14 protein-coding genes and 1 tRNA gene are annotated in these 14,690 nt (G+C 66.5%); 5 read left to right on the forward strand and 10 right to left on the reverse strand.

From position 1 onward, the window contains the following. Positions 1-7 precede the first annotated feature (7 nt). Entirely contained in the window at positions 8-481 is a 474-nt protein-coding gene (locus OHQ90_RS05030; RefSeq protein WP_328412562.1) for a PH domain-containing protein, read from the reverse strand. Between the two features lie 99 nt (positions 482-580). Next, complete coding sequence (gene crgA, locus OHQ90_RS05035; RefSeq protein WP_328407784.1) at positions 581-844, reverse strand: cell division protein CrgA; 264 nt, start codon at positions 842-844, stop codon at positions 581-583. A 204-nt stretch (positions 845-1,048) separates the two neighbouring features. Here crgA and OHQ90_RS05040 point away from each other — a divergent pair, with 204 nt between their 5' ends. Genes OHQ90_RS05040 through OHQ90_RS05050 form a run of 3 tightly spaced genes read left to right on the forward strand, consistent with a single transcriptional unit; the run spans position 1,049 to position 2,858 of the window. Beyond that, positions 1,049-1,693 carry an aminodeoxychorismate/anthranilate synthase component II gene (locus tag OHQ90_RS05040; protein WP_328407785.1) on the forward strand — a complete coding sequence of 215 codons (645 nt, stop codon included), beginning with the start codon at positions 1,049-1,051 and terminating at the stop codon, positions 1,691-1,693. After that, positions 1,690-2,388, forward strand: a complete 699-nt coding sequence (locus tag OHQ90_RS05045; RefSeq protein WP_328407787.1) for a RibD family protein — start codon at positions 1,690-1,692, stop codon at positions 2,386-2,388. Before OHQ90_RS05040 ends, OHQ90_RS05045 begins: the two co-directional genes overlap by 4 nt. Continuing rightward, the gene (locus OHQ90_RS05050; protein WP_328407789.1) at positions 2,388-2,858 is read left to right on the forward strand and encodes a deaminase; all 471 of its coding nucleotides are present in this window, start codon (positions 2,388-2,390) and stop codon (positions 2,856-2,858) included. The genes OHQ90_RS05045 and OHQ90_RS05050 overlap by 1 nt, the downstream gene beginning before the upstream one ends. Before the next feature lie 4 nt (positions 2,859-2,862). Here the strand turns inward: OHQ90_RS05050 and OHQ90_RS05055 are convergent, their stop codons facing one another. The 8 genes from OHQ90_RS05055 to OHQ90_RS05090 form a co-directional block, all read right to left on the reverse strand. Next, entirely contained in the window at positions 2,863-3,282 is a 420-nt protein-coding gene (locus OHQ90_RS05055; RefSeq protein WP_328407791.1) for a CBS domain-containing protein, read from the reverse strand. A 121-nt stretch (positions 3,283-3,403) separates the two neighbouring features. Beyond that, a complete protein-coding gene (gene pknB / locus OHQ90_RS05060; protein ID WP_328407793.1) occupies positions 3,404-5,308 on the reverse strand; it encodes a Stk1 family PASTA domain-containing Ser/Thr kinase in 1,905 nt (634 codons plus the stop codon). Continuing rightward, the gene (locus tag OHQ90_RS05065; protein ID WP_328407795.1) at positions 5,305-6,831 is read right to left on the reverse strand and encodes a protein kinase domain-containing protein; all 1,527 of its coding nucleotides are present in this window, start codon (positions 6,829-6,831) and stop codon (positions 5,305-5,307) included. Before OHQ90_RS05065 ends, pknB begins: the two co-directional genes overlap by 4 nt. A gap of 37 nt (positions 6,832-6,868) precedes the next feature. Further along, positions 6,869-8,335 carry a peptidoglycan D,D-transpeptidase FtsI family protein gene (locus tag OHQ90_RS05070; protein ID WP_328407797.1) on the reverse strand — a complete coding sequence of 489 codons (1,467 nt, stop codon included), beginning with the start codon at positions 8,333-8,335 and terminating at the stop codon, positions 6,869-6,871. Then, positions 8,332-9,822, reverse strand: coding sequence for an FtsW/RodA/SpoVE family cell cycle protein (locus OHQ90_RS05075; RefSeq protein WP_328407799.1), 1,491 nt, complete (start codon positions 9,820-9,822; stop codon positions 8,332-8,334). The genes OHQ90_RS05070 and OHQ90_RS05075 overlap by 4 nt, the downstream gene beginning before the upstream one ends. Beyond that, the gene (locus OHQ90_RS05080) at positions 9,822-11,330 is read right to left on the reverse strand and encodes a PP2C family protein-serine/threonine phosphatase (protein WP_328407801.1); all 1,509 of its coding nucleotides are present in this window, start codon (positions 11,328-11,330) and stop codon (positions 9,822-9,824) included. Before OHQ90_RS05080 ends, OHQ90_RS05075 begins: the two co-directional genes overlap by 1 nt. Beyond that, a complete protein-coding gene (locus OHQ90_RS05085; RefSeq protein WP_328407803.1) occupies positions 11,327-11,794 on the reverse strand; it encodes an FHA domain-containing protein FhaB/FipA in 468 nt (155 codons plus the stop codon). The genes OHQ90_RS05080 and OHQ90_RS05085 overlap by 4 nt, the downstream gene beginning before the upstream one ends. A 201-nt stretch (positions 11,795-11,995) precedes the next feature. Further along, positions 11,996-13,414 (reverse strand): FhaA domain-containing protein, encoded by a 1,419-nt coding sequence (locus OHQ90_RS05090; protein WP_328407805.1) that lies wholly within the window; start codon positions 13,412-13,414, stop codon positions 11,996-11,998. A 228-nt stretch (positions 13,415-13,642) separates the two neighbouring features. Here OHQ90_RS05090 and OHQ90_RS05095 point away from each other — a divergent pair. Together OHQ90_RS05095 and OHQ90_RS05100 are read left to right on the forward strand one after the other, a co-directional pair. After that, positions 13,643-13,725: transfer RNA gene (locus OHQ90_RS05095), tRNA-Leu, on the forward strand. 606 nt (positions 13,726-14,331) lie between these two features. Next, positions 14,332-14,613: a hypothetical protein gene (locus tag OHQ90_RS05100; RefSeq protein WP_328407807.1), complete on the forward strand. Its 282-nt coding sequence runs from the start codon at positions 14,332-14,334 to the stop codon at positions 14,611-14,613. Positions 14,614-14,690 lie beyond the last annotated feature (77 nt).

The following is a 14,690-nucleotide window of genomic DNA, read 5'->3' on the forward strand; positions in this document are numbered from 1 at the left end:
GGCGCTGCTAGTAAGCCGGCGGCTGCGCGAGCCCATGTTCGACCAGTGTGTCGAAGACGTCCACGGGGCTCGCGCCGAGATCCCAACGGCCGAAGATCAGCAGCCGCTCGGCACCGTCGTGCTGCACGTCGATCTCCAGCATGGGCGTTTTGCGGCCGAGGCGGCGATAGCTGACCACGCGGGCACGCACGATCTGACCGCGGGTGTATTCGGTTGGGCCGACCAGGCTGCGCACCACAAGGCGCGGCTGCGGACCCGGGGTCACCGAGAGCCGTGGTCGCTGGCGGAAGCCGAGCCCGGCAAGCACGAGCAGTCCCACCGCGGCCAGCCCGATGAGCAGCCTGCTCGCGGCCTCATCGGCCAGGACCGCGGCGGTCGCCAAGACCACGCCGCCCACCGTGACCGCGATCAGGGCAGGGGTGGGAGTGGTCCAGGCGATGCGTGGGTCAGGTGTCCTGGACTGTGGACTTTCGGGATGCATGAGCCGCTTTCCCCAATCGTTCCTCGAGTTGTCCACAGGGTCATCCACAGGTGTGAATGAATGACACGTCTGTAATCCGGGGTTCGGGCGCGCGAAACCTCAGCGCCACCGCATGGTCATGATCAGACCGACGACCATGAGGCCGAAGCCGATCAGGAAGTTCCAGGCGCCGAGATCGGCCATCCAGCCGATCTTGTCGTTTGCCAGGTAGTAGACGAGCAGCCACACCAGCCCGGCGAGCATGAAGCCGAGCATGATGGCGACGTACCAGACCGGGGAAGGCCCGGCCTTCACCTTCACCGGCGTCCGGCTGGCAGGGTTGATCGTATAGTCGGTCTTCTTACGGACCTTCGACTTGGGCATGACGTCCTCGTGTTCGGCGTGCAGGTCGGTACCGGCAGGACAGCGACAGTGAAGTTGGGTCGAGCACCACCCGCCGCGACGTCCGATCCGGGGTCAGCCGGGACCGGTCCGGGCGAGGCTGAAGTTCCCTCCGGTGTGCCTCTAGGCTATCCCAACTGGTAATGGATGCGACGCTGTGCCATACGGCCACGTAATCTCGATCTCATGCGTGTATTGGTCGTCGACAATTACGACAGCTTCGTATTCAACCTGGTGCAGTACCTCGGCCAGCTTGGCGTCGAGGCCGTCGTCTGGCGCAACGACGACCCGCAATTGGCCGATGTGGACGCCGTCGCGGCCGAATACGACGGCATTCTGATCAGCCCCGGCCCTGGCTCGCCGGACCGCGCGGGCGCGAGCATCGACCTGGTACACGCCTGTGCGCGCCGGCTCACCCCACTGCTCGGAGTGTGCCTCGGCCATCAGGCGATCGGGGAAGCGTTCGGCGCCACCGTCACCCGCGCGCCGGAGCTGCTGCACGGAAAGACCAGTTCGGTATTCCACCTCGGCGTCGGGGTGCTCGCGGGCCTGCCCGACCCGTTCACCGCGACCAGGTATCACTCGCTCACCGTCCTCGAAGCGACGATCCCCGACGACATCGAGGTGATCGGTCGCACCGAGAGCGGGATAGTGATGGCCATGCGGCACCGCACGCTGCCGATCCACGGCGTGCAGTTCCATCCCGAATCGGTGCTGACCCAGGGTGGGCATCGGATGCTGGCGAACTGGCTCGAGGTCTGTGGCCGACGTCCTCCCGAGGGCCTGGTGGAGATCCTCGAGGCGGAGGTCGCGTCCTTGGTGTCCCAATGACGCGTCCATATGTCCTGCTTTCGGTCGCGGTCAGCGTCGACGGCTACATCGATGACGCCGGCCCCGAGCGATTGCGGCTCTCGGACGAAGCCGACTTCGATCGGGTCGATCAGGTGCGCGCGGAATCCGACGCCATCCTGATCGGCGCCGAAACGCTGCGCCGCGACAATCCACGCCTGCTCGTCAACGACCCGGACCGGCGGGCCGAACGGATCGCCGCCGCGGGCAAGCCCGAGTATCCACTTAAAATCACCGTCACGGCCAGCGGCGATCTGGACCCCGAGCTGAACTTCTGGCACCACGGCGGGGACAAACTCGTCTACACCACCGAGGCCGGCGCGGCGCGGCTCGGTGACAGGTTGCGCGGCCTCGCCGAGGTGGCCATCCTCGGCGCCGATATTGATCTGGGCGCGCTGCTCGATGATCTCGGTCGCCGCGGTATCGCCCGCCTCATGGTGGAGGGCGGCACCCGAATCCACACCGCATTCCTCGCGGCCGACCTCGCGGACGAGCTGCACATGGCCATCGCGCCGATTCTCGTCGGCGACCAGGCCGCGCCCCGCTTCCTCAACCCCGCCGCATATCCGGGCGCTCCACGCCGGCGGATGCAGCTGGCCGACATCGCCAGGATCGGCGACATCGCCCTGCTCATCTATCTGCCCAAGGCGACCACCGACATCACGCAGGACCGGTGATGACGAAAGCTCCCCACGCGCACGAACAGGACCGCCAGTTCATGCACCGGGCAATCGAACTGGCGCGAATGTGCCCACCGAGCGACACCGCCTTCTCGGTCGGCGCGGTCATCGTGGTCGACGGCGCGGAGATCGCTATCGGGTACTCCAGGGAGACCGATGCCAAGGTCCACGCCGAGGAGTCCGCGTTCGACAAGCTCGATGCGGATGATCCTCGGCTGGCCACGGCGACGATCTACAGCACGCTGGAACCCTGTTCCCAGCGCGCCACCCCGACACGGCTGCCGTGCACCGACAGAATCCTGGCGGCCCGGGTGCCCCGCGTTGTCATCGCCTGGCGGGAACCGACGACCTTTGTCACCAACTGTGTCGGTGTGGAGAAATTACGGCAGCACGGCGTCGAGGTGCTCGAGCTGCCCGACCTGGCCGAGACGGCCATGTCGATGAATCGGCACCTGGATTTGCGCTAGCGGGTCAGGGCCTGCCGTAGACGGCTGTCACGAACTCGCCGAGCTGGTTGTCGTCGAGGTGCCTGGCCAGGTCGGCTTCGCTGATCATGCCGACGAGACGCTTGCGCTCGATCACCGGCATCCGCTTGATTCGGTGGCTCTCCATTTCGTCGAGCACCTCATCGATATCGGCGTCGGCGTCGATCCAGCGCGGCGTCGCTTCGCACAGCTCTTCGGCTCGGGTGGTGGCAGGCGGCCTGCCCTGAGCGATGCATTTCACGACGATGTCGCGGTCGGTGATGATCCCGCACATCCGCTCGTTCTCACCTGCGATCACCAGAGACCCGACCCCGAGTTCGGCCATGATCCGGGCGGCCTTGCCGACGGTGTCGTCCTTGGAGATCCACTGGGCCCCGGGCTTCATGATGTCCCTGGCAGTGGTCATTGGGCTACCTCCTCGTATGCAGCGTCCTTGGATGGAGCAGCTGATGGGATGAAGCAGCCTCATTCTCGCCCGGACAACACCGACCGGTTTGTGTTTTCGGGTTATCCGGGCGAGCTTGTTATCAGGGCGGTCCGAGGACTCCGGTGCTGATCGCGACCGTGCCGTTCTTCGCGATCGAGGAACCGGCCGCGGGCTGCTGGCCGAGGATGCGGCCCACACTGCTGGTGTCGAAAGTGCCCTGGGCGGACTGATTGATCTGGCCCGCGGTTCCGGTCCAACCGGCTTGACGCAATTTATCCAGCGCCGCGGCGGGAGTCAGGCCGATCAGCGTCGGCATGGTGATCTGGTCACCGGTGGAGATCTGCACGGTTACCGCGGAGCCCTTGTCCGCGGTGGTGCCACCTGCCGGGAATGTCCCGATCACCTCGCCCTTGGGCTTCGATGACTGAACCTCTTGCACGACTACCTTGAAGCCATTGCCCTCGATGTTCGGCTGTGCGATGTCGATCGATTGGCCGATGACGTTGGGTACCCGTACCGCTTCTGGGCCCGTGCCGATGGTGATGATGACGGGCGAACCCACGTCGACCTTGGAACCCGGCGACGTGTTCTGGTCGATGACCGTGTCCTTCTCGGTACTACTCGAGGCCTTGCGTTGCACGTCGGGACTGAGCTGCAATCCGATGGAATTGAGCTTCTGCTCGGCCTGCTGCTGATTGAGTCCCGTCAGCCTCGGCACCTGCACCTGGGCCGGCCCGGTGGAGACCTGGACGGTGATGGTGCTGCCCTCGGCCACCCGGGAACCGCCGAGCGGCTGGGTCGAGATGACATTGCCGGTGGCGACCTTGCTGTCCGGCTTCTGCTGGATGGCCACGGTGAAGCCGAGCTTCTGCAGCGTCTCCTGGGCTTGCTGTTGCGACTTGCTCGAAAGATCGGGCACCGCAATCTGATCCGGCTTGCTTCCCGGCCCGATCAGCACCCAGAACAGGGCGAAGGCCACCGCGACGGCGGCGGCGGCGCCGACCGCTATGTAGATGTTGCGACGCGGGTCCGATGGCTCCGCCGGTTCCTGCTCTGCGGTGTCGTCGTTGCGCTCGACGGTGCGGAAGGTGCGCGGCGGCGGTTCGTTGGCGCCGAGGATCGTGGTGCGGTCCTCGTCGGTCATCACCATCGGCGCGCTCGGCTTCTGCCCACCGAGCACCCGGATCAGGTCGCCACGCATCTCGGCGGCGGTCTGGTACCGGTTGGCCGGATTTTTGCTCATCGCCTTGAGCACAACGGAGTCCAGCTCACGGGGCACCCCGGAGTGCACGTGCGAGGGCAGCCGCGGATCCTCGCGCACGTGCTGGTAGGCCACCGCGACCGGCGAGTCACCCGTGAAAGGCGGTTCGCCGGTGAGGATCTCGAACAGCACACAGCCGACGGAATACACGTCGGAGCGGGCGTCGACGGTCTCGCCGCGCGCCTGCTCGGGTGAAAGATATTGCGCGGTGCCGATGACCGCCGCGGTCTGGGTCATCGGGTTGGCGGCGTCGGCGATCGCGCGGGCGATGCCGAAGTCCATCACCTTCACCGCGCCTGCGCGGTTGATCATGATGTTGGCCGGCTTCATGTCCCGGTGCACGATCCCGGCCTTGTGGCTGAAATCCAGTGCGGCACAGACGTCGGCGACGACCTCCATGGCCCGGCGCGGTGGCATCGGGCCCTTGCCGCGCACGATATCGCGCAGCGTGTCGCCGTCGACGTACTCCATCACGATGTACGGCAGCGGCCCACCGTCGACCTCGGCCTCGCCGGTGTCGTACACCGCGACGATCGCCGGATGGTTCAACGCGGCCGCGTTCTGCGCCTCCCGCTTGAAGCGCAGATAGAAGGTGGGGTCCCGGGCGAGGTCCGCGCGCAGCACCTTGATCGCCACGTCGCGGCTCAGCCGCAGATCGCGGGCCTTGTGCACCTCGGACATGCCGCCGAACCCGATGATCTCGCCAAGCTCGTAGCGCGAGGAGAGGTTCTTCGGGGTCGTCATGGCTGTCCTTGCGGAGGAGGGGCTGCGCCGAGGGTGCCCGAGGGTCCTCGGGCACCGGGACTATCCGGAAATGGTAGGTCGAGCGTGGGGAAGCGCGACCTGGTGGTGGTGGTTGGCGCTGTTGTCTTCGGTGGTTTCGTCGTGCTCGGCGCCGTGGTGCTCGGTGCGGGCGTCGTGGTCGGCGGTTCTGTGGTGGTGGTCGGCGGTTCCGTTGTCGTCGGCGGCACCGTGGTCGGCGGTTGCGTCGGGGGCGGCTCCACCGGCTTCGGTGTCGTAGTGACCGGTGGTGGCGGTGGTGGCAGCGGCACCGTAGTCGGCACCACCGTCGTGGTCACGGGCTTCACCGTGTTCGGATTGGTGTCGCCGCCGAACAGCAGGTAGGTGACGACGCCGCCGAGGATCAGCGCACCGATACCGAGCCCGCCGAGCCACTTCTGCGTCGAGGTGAACCGCTGGCCGTTGCCCGGTGGTGTCGTGGGACCCGCCGCCGTCGAACTCAGCACGGTCGCCGGTGCTGCCGCGTGTGCCGCGCCCACGGGCTGACCCGGGGTCGAATAGCGAACCGTCGGGCCGTTGTCGTAGCTGTGCTGCCCGGACGGCAGCATCACCGTCGGGCCGGGCGGCAGCACCCTGGTCGCGCCCGTGGTGAGCGGTCCCGCACCCGATGCGGCGCCGCTCGGCGATGGTGGCCGGCGTCCGGCGCGGACGGCGGCGACAGCGTCGGCGAACTCGCCGCCGCGCGCATACCGGCGTCCCGGCTCCTTGGCCATCGTGATCTCGATGAGTTCACGCACGTTGGCGGGCAGATCCGCGGGCATCGGCGGCGGGGTATCGCGCACATGCTTCATCGCGACGGTGATCGCGCCATCGCCGGTGAAGGGCCGCTGGCCGGCCAGCGCCTCGTAGCCGACAACACCGAGGGAGTACACGTCGCTCGCGGAGGTGGCGTCCTCGCCGACCGCCTGCTCGGGCGCGATGTACTGCGCCGTGCCCATCACCATGCCGGTCTTGGTCACGGGGGAGGCATCGACCGCCTTGGCGATGCCGAAGTCGGTGATCTTCACCTGACCGGTCGGCGTCACCAGGATGTTGCCCGGCTTCACATCGCGGTGCACGACGCCGGCCTGGTGCGCGACCTCCAGTGCGCGGCCGGTCTGCTCCAGCATGTCCAGACCCTGGACGACCGAGAGCCTGCCGAGCCGGTTCAGCACCGTGTTGAGCGGTTCGCCCTGGACCAGTTCCATCACCAGGTAGGCGGTCTCGCCGCCACTGGGGTCCAAGGTCTCGCCGTAGTCGTAGATTCCGGCGATACCAGGATGATTCAGCTGGGCGGTGGTCTTCGCCTCGGTGCGGAACCGGTGTCGAAAGGTGGGGTCGGCGGAGAACTCCGACTTGAGCACCTTGACGGCCACCCGGCGATCCAAGCGCGTGTCGAGCGCCTCCCAGACCTGACCCATTCCGCCCGTGGCAATCAGGCGTTGCAGCCGGTACCGGTCGGCGATCATCGCGCCGTTGTTCAGCATCGGGGCCCCCGTACATTCACTCGCACGTTCATATCCTTCAGCTGCCTCGCAGTCCGGCATCCAGCACTGCACGCGCGACGGGCGCGGCTACCGAGCCACCGGTGGCGGCCAGCGCCCGGTCTCCGCCGTTCTCCACGATGACCGCGATGGCGATTTTCGGGTTCTGCGCGGGGGCGAACGCGATGTACCAGGCGTGCGGTGGGGTGCTGCGCGGATTGCTACCGTGCTCGGCCGTGCCGGTCTTGGAAGCGATCTGGTACCGGGACTGGCCGCCGCCGGCGGTGTTCTGCTCCGAGGCCACCATCAGGTTGGTCAGCGTCGACGCTACCTGGGCGCTGACGGCTTGGCCCACCGAGACGGGCTTGGGCTTGGACAGCTCACTCAGGTCCGGGCCTTGTAGTTGTTCGATCAGTTGCGGCTCCATCCGGACGCCGCCGTTGGCGATGGTTGCCGCGATGACCGCGTTGTCCAACGGCGTGAGCGCGACGTCGCGTTGTCCGATGCTGCTCTGGCCGAGTGCCGCGTTGTCCGAGATCGTCCCGACGGTGCTCTCGGCGACCGGGATCGGGATGCCGCGGTGCGCGCCGATACCGAAGGCGGCCGCCTCGTCCTTGAGGTTCGTGGCCCCGACCTTGAGTCCGAGTTCGACGAACGCGGTGTTGCAGGACAACCGGAATGCGTCGTACAGCGACGCGGTCGGGCCGCCGCCACAGGTGGAGCCGTTGTAGTTCTCCAGCGTGGTAGTGGTGCCCGGCAGGGTGATGTTGGGCGCCGCGGTGAATTGATCCTCCGGGGTCGCCGTTCTATTGGCCAGTGCGGCCGCGGTGACGACCACCTTGAAGGTGGATCCAGGCGGATAGGTCTGCGAGACAGCGCGATTGAGCATCGGCTGACGTGGGTCGGTGCTCAGCATCTCCCATTCCTTGGTGCCACTGGCACCGTCGTGCCCGGACAGCAGGTTGGGATCGTAGCTGGGTGTGGAGACCATCGTGAGAACTTTGCCGGTGCTCGGCTCGATTGCCACTACCGAACCGGTGTATCCCTTGCTGGTCAGCTGGTCGTAGGCGACCTTCTGCATCGCCGGATTCAATGTGGTGAGCACGTTGCCGCCGCGCGGATCGCGACCGGAGATCATGTCGATCAGGCGGCGCCCGAACAGTTGGCTGTCGGAACCGTTGAGCACCGAGTCCTCGGCGCGTTCCAGGCCGGTGCTGCCGTACTGCATCGAGTAGAAGCCGGTGACCGGCGCGTACGCCTGCGGGTCTTCGGGGTAGGTGCGCAGGTACTTGTAGCGGTCCTCGGTGGCGACCGAGTTGGCGAGCACCGTGCCACGCGCCGAGATCTGCCCGCGCTGGCGAGCGTACTCGTCCAACAGCACCCGGGAGTTGCGTGGATCGCTTCGGTAGTCGTCGGCCTTGATGACCTGCACGTAGGTGGCATTGATCAGCAGCGCGACGATCATCAACATCACCGCCATCGCGACCCGCCGTAGGGGCGTGTTCATTCCTGGGGCCTCGCTTCCGATCGGCCCGCTTCGGCGGACTTGCGCAGCAGCTCCGTCGGCGCGTCCGCGATCGGTGCAGGCTCTTTCTTGCGGGCCGGTGCGGGGGCGCGTGCGGCGTCGGAAACCTTGATCAGCAACGCGAGCAGCGCGTAGTTGGCCAGCAGCGACGAACCGCCGTAGGACATGAACGGGGTGGTGAGGCCGGTCAGTGGAATGAGCTTGGTGACGCCGCCGACCACGACGAACACCTGGATCGCGATGGTGAACGACAGACCGGCGGCCAGCAGCTTGCCGAAGCTGTCGCGCACGGCGAGTGCGGTGCGCAGGCCGCGCACGATGAATACCAGAAACAGCAGCAGCACCGCGGCGAGCCCGATCAGACCGAGCTCCTCACCGATGGTGGTGATGATGAAGTCGGTCTTGGCGAAGGGCACCTGCGAGGGCCGGCCGCTGCCGAGGCCGGTGCCCGCGAGCCCACCGGTCGCGAGCCCGAACAGCGACTGCGAGATCTGGTAGCCGGTGTTGCTGTAATCCGCGAACGGATCCAGCCAGGTATGCGTACGCACTCGCACATGGCCGAAGGCCTGGTAGGCGAAGAAGAATCCCACCGCGAGCAGGCCGCCGCCGATGACGAGCCAGCCGACGCGTTCGGTGGCGATGTAGAGCATCACCAGCACGGTGCTGAAGATCAACAACGAAGTGCCGAGGTCCTTTTCGAAGACCAGCACGCAGATGCAAACGATCCAGACCACCAGGATCGGACCGAGGTCGCGCCCGCGCGGGAACTCCATGCCGAGGAAATGCCGCCCGGCCGCGGTGAACAGATCGCGCTTGGCCACCAGTACCGAGGCGAAGAAGATGATGAGCAGGATCTTCGCGAATTCACCCGGCTGCACACTGAATCCCGGCAATCTGATCCAGATCTTGGCGCCGTTGGTCTCCGAATACGCTCCTGGCAGCAATGCCGGAATCGCCAGCGCGACAAGGCCCAACAGACCTAGGGTGTAGCTGTAGCGGGCCAGCGTGCGGTAGTCGCGCAGCACGATCAACAGCGCGATGAACACCACCATTCCGAGGCCGGTCCACATGATCTGCTGGTTGGCGTCGGGGGAGGGGATCGCCGAGGAGTTGTACTCGGCGGTCTGTGCATCGGCGAGATCGAGGCGATGGATCAACACCAATCCGAGGCCGTTGAGCAGGGCGACGATCGGCAGTAGCAGTGGGTCGGCGAACGGCGCGAAGCGGCGCACCGCAAGATGCGCGACCGCGAACAGCGCGAAGAACGCCAGCCCGTATTTGGCGATATCCCAGGTGACCGACTGCTCCTGACTGGCTTCGACCAGAAACAGGGCTGCGGTCGTGATGACCCCCGCCACGGCCAGTAAGAGCAATTCGACGTTGCGTCGGGTGGATGGCGGCGGCGCGGGTGCGAAGCCGCCGGGAGGACTGGGAAAAGCCCCAGCGGTCGGCGGTGCCGGTGCGGACATCAGTCCGTCACCCGGCAGGTCTCCCCCGCGATCTGGGGGTTCGCCGCCGCGGTCGACGTCGGCGCCGTCGGCTCCGACTTGGTCGGCGTCTTGACGTCGGTACCCCTGGTTTCACCCGGACTCGGTTCGGTCCCCGCGGGCGGCGGCGCCGGGATCTCGCTCGGGGCGGGCGCCGGGCTGCCGGTCGAGGACGGCGGCGGCGCCACGGGCGGCACAACCCCTGGCTGCGGGACCTGCTCACGGACCGGGCACGGCGGCAGCAGCTCGTCCTGTGCGAGGACCTTCATCTGGTCCTTGGCCTTGTCCAGTGAAGTCGGCGGCAGGCCACGGTCCACTTGGGTGCGCCCGGTGGACTTGAGATCGGCGGCCTTCAGCACCCGGCAGCCAGGGGGCAGATCTCGGCCGGGCTGCTCCAGGGTGAGTTCACCGGAGGATTTGACGCAGCCGACCAGATCGACCTCATGGATCGAATACCCGAGCACCGAACCGGGCAGCCCGCGCAGGATCACCACTTGGCCGTTGTCCGCGGCAACGTAATAGTTGCTGCGAATCATCTTGTAGCCGACCAGCAGACCGACGAATACGGCCACCACCAGGGCGATCGCGAGCACAATCCAGCGCAGCCTGTGCGACTTGCCCTTCGCGGGCGGCTCCGGCGCCGCCGGGGCACGCCGTGGCGTCGCGCGCGGCGGACGCATGGCGGCCGCCCGGCCTGCCGCGGTGTTCGGCGGCGGGGTGTCCTCGTCCTGACCGGAGGCGGCGCCCGCGACGATGGGATGGCTCTGCCCGTAGTCGAGATCGATGACATCGGCGACGACGACGGTCACGTTGTCCGGCCCGCCGCTGCGCAAGGCCAGCTCGATGAGCCGGTCGGCACATTCGTCCTGGCTGCCCTCGCGCATGGTGTTGGCGATCGTCTCGTCGCTGACCACGTCGGACAGGCCGTCGGAGCACAGCAGGTAGCGATCACCGGCGCGAGCCTCGCGCATGATCAGCGTCGGCTCGATCTCGTTGCCGGTGAGGGCACGCATGATCAGTGAGCGTTGCGGATGGGTGTGCGCCTGCTCGGCGGTGATCCGGCCCTCGTCGACCAGTGACTGGACGAACGTGTCGTCTCTGGTGATCTGGGTCAGCTCGCCGCCGCGCAATAGGTACGCGCGGGAGTCGCCGATGTGGACGAGGCCGAGTTTCTTGCCCGCGAACAGGATTGCGGTGAGCGTGGTGCCCATGCCATCGAGTTCGGGCTCTTCCTCGACGTGGTCGGCGATCGCGGCATTGCCCTCGTGGGTGGCTGCGTCGAGCTTGCCGAGGAGGTCGTCGCCGGGCTCGTCGTCGTCGAGATGCGCCAGTGCGGCGATCATCAACTGGGAGGCCACCTCGCCCGCGGCATGGCCACCCATGCCGTCGGCCAGTGCGAGCAGGCGTGCGCCCGCGTAGACGGAGTCCTCGTTGTTGCCTCGGACAAGACCGCGGTCGCTACGTGCTGCGTAGCGGAGAACAAGTGTCACGATCGCAGCTCGATCACTGTTTTGCCGACACGGACGGGAGTTCCGAGTGGAACTCGGACTGCGGTAGTGACTTTCGCGCGGTCGAGGTAGGTGCCGTTCGTCGAGCCGAGATCTTCGACGTACCAGTCGTCACCGCGTGGAGACAACCGCGCGTGTCTGGTGGAGGCGTAATCATCTGTGAGTACCAGCGTGGAATCGTCCGCCCGCCCGATCAGCACCGGTTGGGTGCTGAGCGAGATGCGGGTGCCGGCGAGTGAACCTTGAGTCACCACAAGATATTTGGCGCCCTTCTGGCCTCGGCTGAAGGAAGGCAGCACCGCGGAACCGCGTGCGGCCCTGGGCTGGATCCGTATGCCGGATGCCGCGTAGATGTCGCTGCGCAAGGTCCGCAGTACCGCCCACACGAACAGCCATAGCAGCAGCAGGAACCCCGTACGGGTCAATTGCAAGATCAATCCCTGCACGGCGTTCCACCTCCTGTTCGACCGTGTACGTCGGTGCCGTAGGTGCTGGAGCGCCCCCGCCGGCTTGCTGGTCTTGCCGGCCCCGGTTCTGGTGCCGCGCGTGTGTTCGCAGCATCATAGGACCGTCAGCCGATTCCGATCACGATACGACCGCAGAATCCCTGATGGCCATGTCGTGACCCGCATCGCGAACTTACAGGATCAGACGATACGGATCAGGATCTCGGAATGCCCGGCACGGATGACATCTCCGTCGGCGAGCTGCCAATCCTGCACCGGGGAACCATTGACGAGGGTGCCGTTGGTGGATCCCAGATCCGAAAGCATCGCGGTCGCGCCGTCCCAGCGGACCTCGATGTGCCTGCGCGATACACCGGTGTCGGGCAGGCGGAAGTGGGCGTCCTGACCGCGGCCGATGATGTTGCTGCCCTCACGGAGCTGGTAGGTGCGTCCGCTGCCGTCATCGAGCTGAAGAGTTGCCGAGTAGCCCGAGCCGGCTGGAGCGCCCCCGCTGTAGGCGGGTGCGGCGTAGCCGGGTTGCGCGGCGTAGCCGGGCTGTTGCGAGTAGGCCTGGCCGTAGCCGCCCTGCTCGTCGGGCGCGGCGTAGCCCGGCTCGGCGTAGCCGGGTTCGGCGTAACCCTGTTCACCGTAGGCCGGTTGCTGGCCATAGCCCTGCGGCTGCCCATAACCCGGCTCGGCGTAACCCTGTTCACCGTAGCCGGGCTGACCGTAGCCCTGCTGCCCGTAACCGGGCTCGCCGTAGCTTTGCTGGCCGTAGCCGGGCTGACCGTAACCCGGCTCCTGGTAGCCCTGCTGACCGTAGTCGGGTTCGGCGTAGCCACCACCTTGCTGGCCGTAGCCACCGCGGTCGGCGTAGCCCTGCTGCCCGTAGCCCGGCTCCTGGTAACCGGGCTGGCTCTGCTGGCCGTAGCCGGCCTGGCCGCCCTGGTAGTCGTAGCCGTTCTGGTAGTCGCTGTACCCCTGCTGGGAGTCCGGCGCCTGGTAGTCGGAGCCGCCCGGATACGGCGCGCCACCGCGGCCGTACTCCTCGCGGTACGCACCGTTTTGCGGACCGCCCCGCCCGGCGGGTGGTGGTGCGTACCCGCGGTTGCGTGGATCGGACTCCGCGGGCTCACGGCTGGGGTCGTAGCCTGAGTTCTGCGTCATGGGGCCAGCTCCTGGTTGCGGGTTTGCAGGTCGTTGTGGCGTGGGCTCGGGGCTGTGAGCTGGTGTGGCTCGACGACCGACGTCGGGATCGACCCGGCCGCTCGCCCTGAACTGTCCGGTGTGCAGCGTAGGTGATGCCTCGAACGCCACGTGTACTTCGCCGTAGGTCTGCCAGCCTTGCTCGCGGATGTAGTCCTGCAGGTGTTTGGCGAACGCGCGGGTCGTGAGCTCATGATCCGCGACGAGTTGCTCGTAATCGGACGGGTTGATCGTGATCACATAATTGTTGGCCGCCAACTGGTGGCCGCCGCCCAGATCCTGGACGTGATCGGTGGCTTCGCGTTGCAGCGCAGCCTCCACTTCCTGCGGCACGACACTGCCGCCGAAAGCCCTGGCGAACGCATCATCGACGGCGCCCTGCAGACGACGCTCGAACCGTGAAACGATGCCCATCTCGGCCTCCCTTCGGTTGAGCGTCCTGTTCTGATTGATAACAACGACACGCAGGCATGGCGTGTCGTGTGTCGACCACGTTCATTGCATGATATCCACGATCCTCCACACCTGTAACTCTTGGAAACCCCCGGCGGGTTCCCCGTGGTTGCCCGGCCTGCGCACAAAGGCCGCCGGGCGCCGATTTCGTGTCCCGCATATCTGCGTGATACTGTCTCCCAGTCGCTCGGGCGAGTGGCGGAATGGCAGACGCGCTGGCTTCAGGTGCCAGTGTCCTTCGGGACGTGGGGGTTCAAGTCCCCCTTCGCCCACAGCTGTAGTACGTGAAAGCCGTAGTCCGGAGAGTATCTCGGGACTACGGCTTTTTTCGTTGTTCCGGGATGTGGACGAGCTCCCCGTTACTGGGGAGCCCGGACCGCACGACGCCCCGCACGCCCACCGTGTGGACGATGGGTCGCTGATTCGATCTTGGTCGGGCTGGTCGACCGCCGGATCCTCGCAGTGGAACGTCGATACCTCCCGATCGCGAACATCTGGCGAATGCCTGCCGCGCCTCCGGTGTGGCCCCCCCGTCAGCGTGTGACTCGGCGGTCCGTACGCGACCGACTAATGAGAAACGTTGGTGCGCAACATAATCGGCGGATCGATGATTGTTGACGTGACTAGTATCGCCGTGATCACGCAGAACCGGATGCCACTGCACGACGACGCTTCTCCGGCCCGTGGTGCACCGGCCGCCTTTGTTACCGATCGTTCATGCGGCGGTGGCCGGTTCGACACAGGATCGACGAGCCGCCGAAGGGCGGCACATCAAAGGGCGGTACATCGGTTGCGAGGAACCGATTCGGCTGGCAGGCTAACTCTCAGCAGGCAACTGGACGCATATCCTGGGGTTTGCTTGGCGGAGAGAGATTTTGATGAGCACTGATTTCGTCTTCTGTGCAGGCGAAGTACCGGCTGCGGGTATCGAGCCGGGCAATTTCCATGACGTTGCCAGCCCGCCTTTCAGCGTGGTGAAAGGGAACGTTCCCATGGACTACGTCTCGATAACCAGCGACAACGTTCACCGACGGAACCGCGGAACCGCGGCCGTACGTCGAGGTCTGCGCACCGATCCTTCGCCCTCCATGGCCGCGAGTCTGCCGATGCACCGCGCGCCCGCCGACTCATCGAGTCGCCGCCTCATCACCGACACCTGACCGAACGACCTTCGGTAACCCGCTAGCCCGCGTCGCTCCTGCCGCCGGGCTTCTTTGTCAACCCCGAAATACCCCTG

Source organism: Nocardia sp. NBC_00403, assembly GCF_036046055.1.
Classification (GTDB): Bacteria; Actinomycetota; Actinomycetes; order Mycobacteriales; family Mycobacteriaceae; genus Nocardia.

Bases quoted from the DNA above. Each gene is read 5' to 3' on its own strand.
- OHQ90_RS05030 (WP_328412562.1), bottom strand. From the start codon at position 481: ATGCATCCCGAAAGTCCACAGTCCAGGACACCTGACCCACGCATCGCC.
- crgA (WP_328407784.1), bottom strand. From the start codon at position 844: ATGCCCAAGTCGAAGGTCCGTAAGAAGACCGACTATACGATCAACCCT.
- OHQ90_RS05040 (WP_328407785.1), top strand. From the start codon at position 1,049: ATGCGTGTATTGGTCGTCGACAATTACGACAGCTTCGTATTCAACCTG.
- OHQ90_RS05045 (WP_328407787.1), top strand. From the start codon at position 1,690: ATGACGCGTCCATATGTCCTGCTTTCGGTCGCGGTCAGCGTCGACGGC.
- OHQ90_RS05050 (WP_328407789.1), top strand. From the start codon at position 2,388: ATGACGAAAGCTCCCCACGCGCACGAACAGGACCGCCAGTTCATGCAC.
- OHQ90_RS05055 (WP_328407791.1), bottom strand. From the start codon at position 3,282: ATGACCACTGCCAGGGACATCATGAAGCCCGGGGCCCAGTGGATCTCC.
- pknB (WP_328407793.1), bottom strand. From the start codon at position 5,308: ATGACGACCCCGAAGAACCTCTCCTCGCGCTACGAGCTTGGCGAGATC.
- OHQ90_RS05065 (WP_328407795.1), bottom strand. From the start codon at position 6,831: ATGCTGAACAACGGCGCGATGATCGCCGACCGGTACCGGCTGCAACGC.
- OHQ90_RS05070 (WP_328407797.1), bottom strand. From the start codon at position 8,335: ATGAACACGCCCCTACGGCGGGTCGCGATGGCGGTGATGTTGATGATC.
- OHQ90_RS05075 (WP_328407799.1), bottom strand. From the start codon at position 9,822: ATGTCCGCACCGGCACCGCCGACCGCTGGGGCTTTTCCCAGTCCTCCC.
- OHQ90_RS05090 (WP_328407805.1), bottom strand. From the start codon at position 13,414: ATGGGCATCGTTTCACGGTTCGAGCGTCGTCTGCAGGGCGCCGTCGAT.
- OHQ90_RS05100 (WP_328407807.1), top strand. From the start codon at position 14,332: ATGAGCACTGATTTCGTCTTCTGTGCAGGCGAAGTACCGGCTGCGGGT.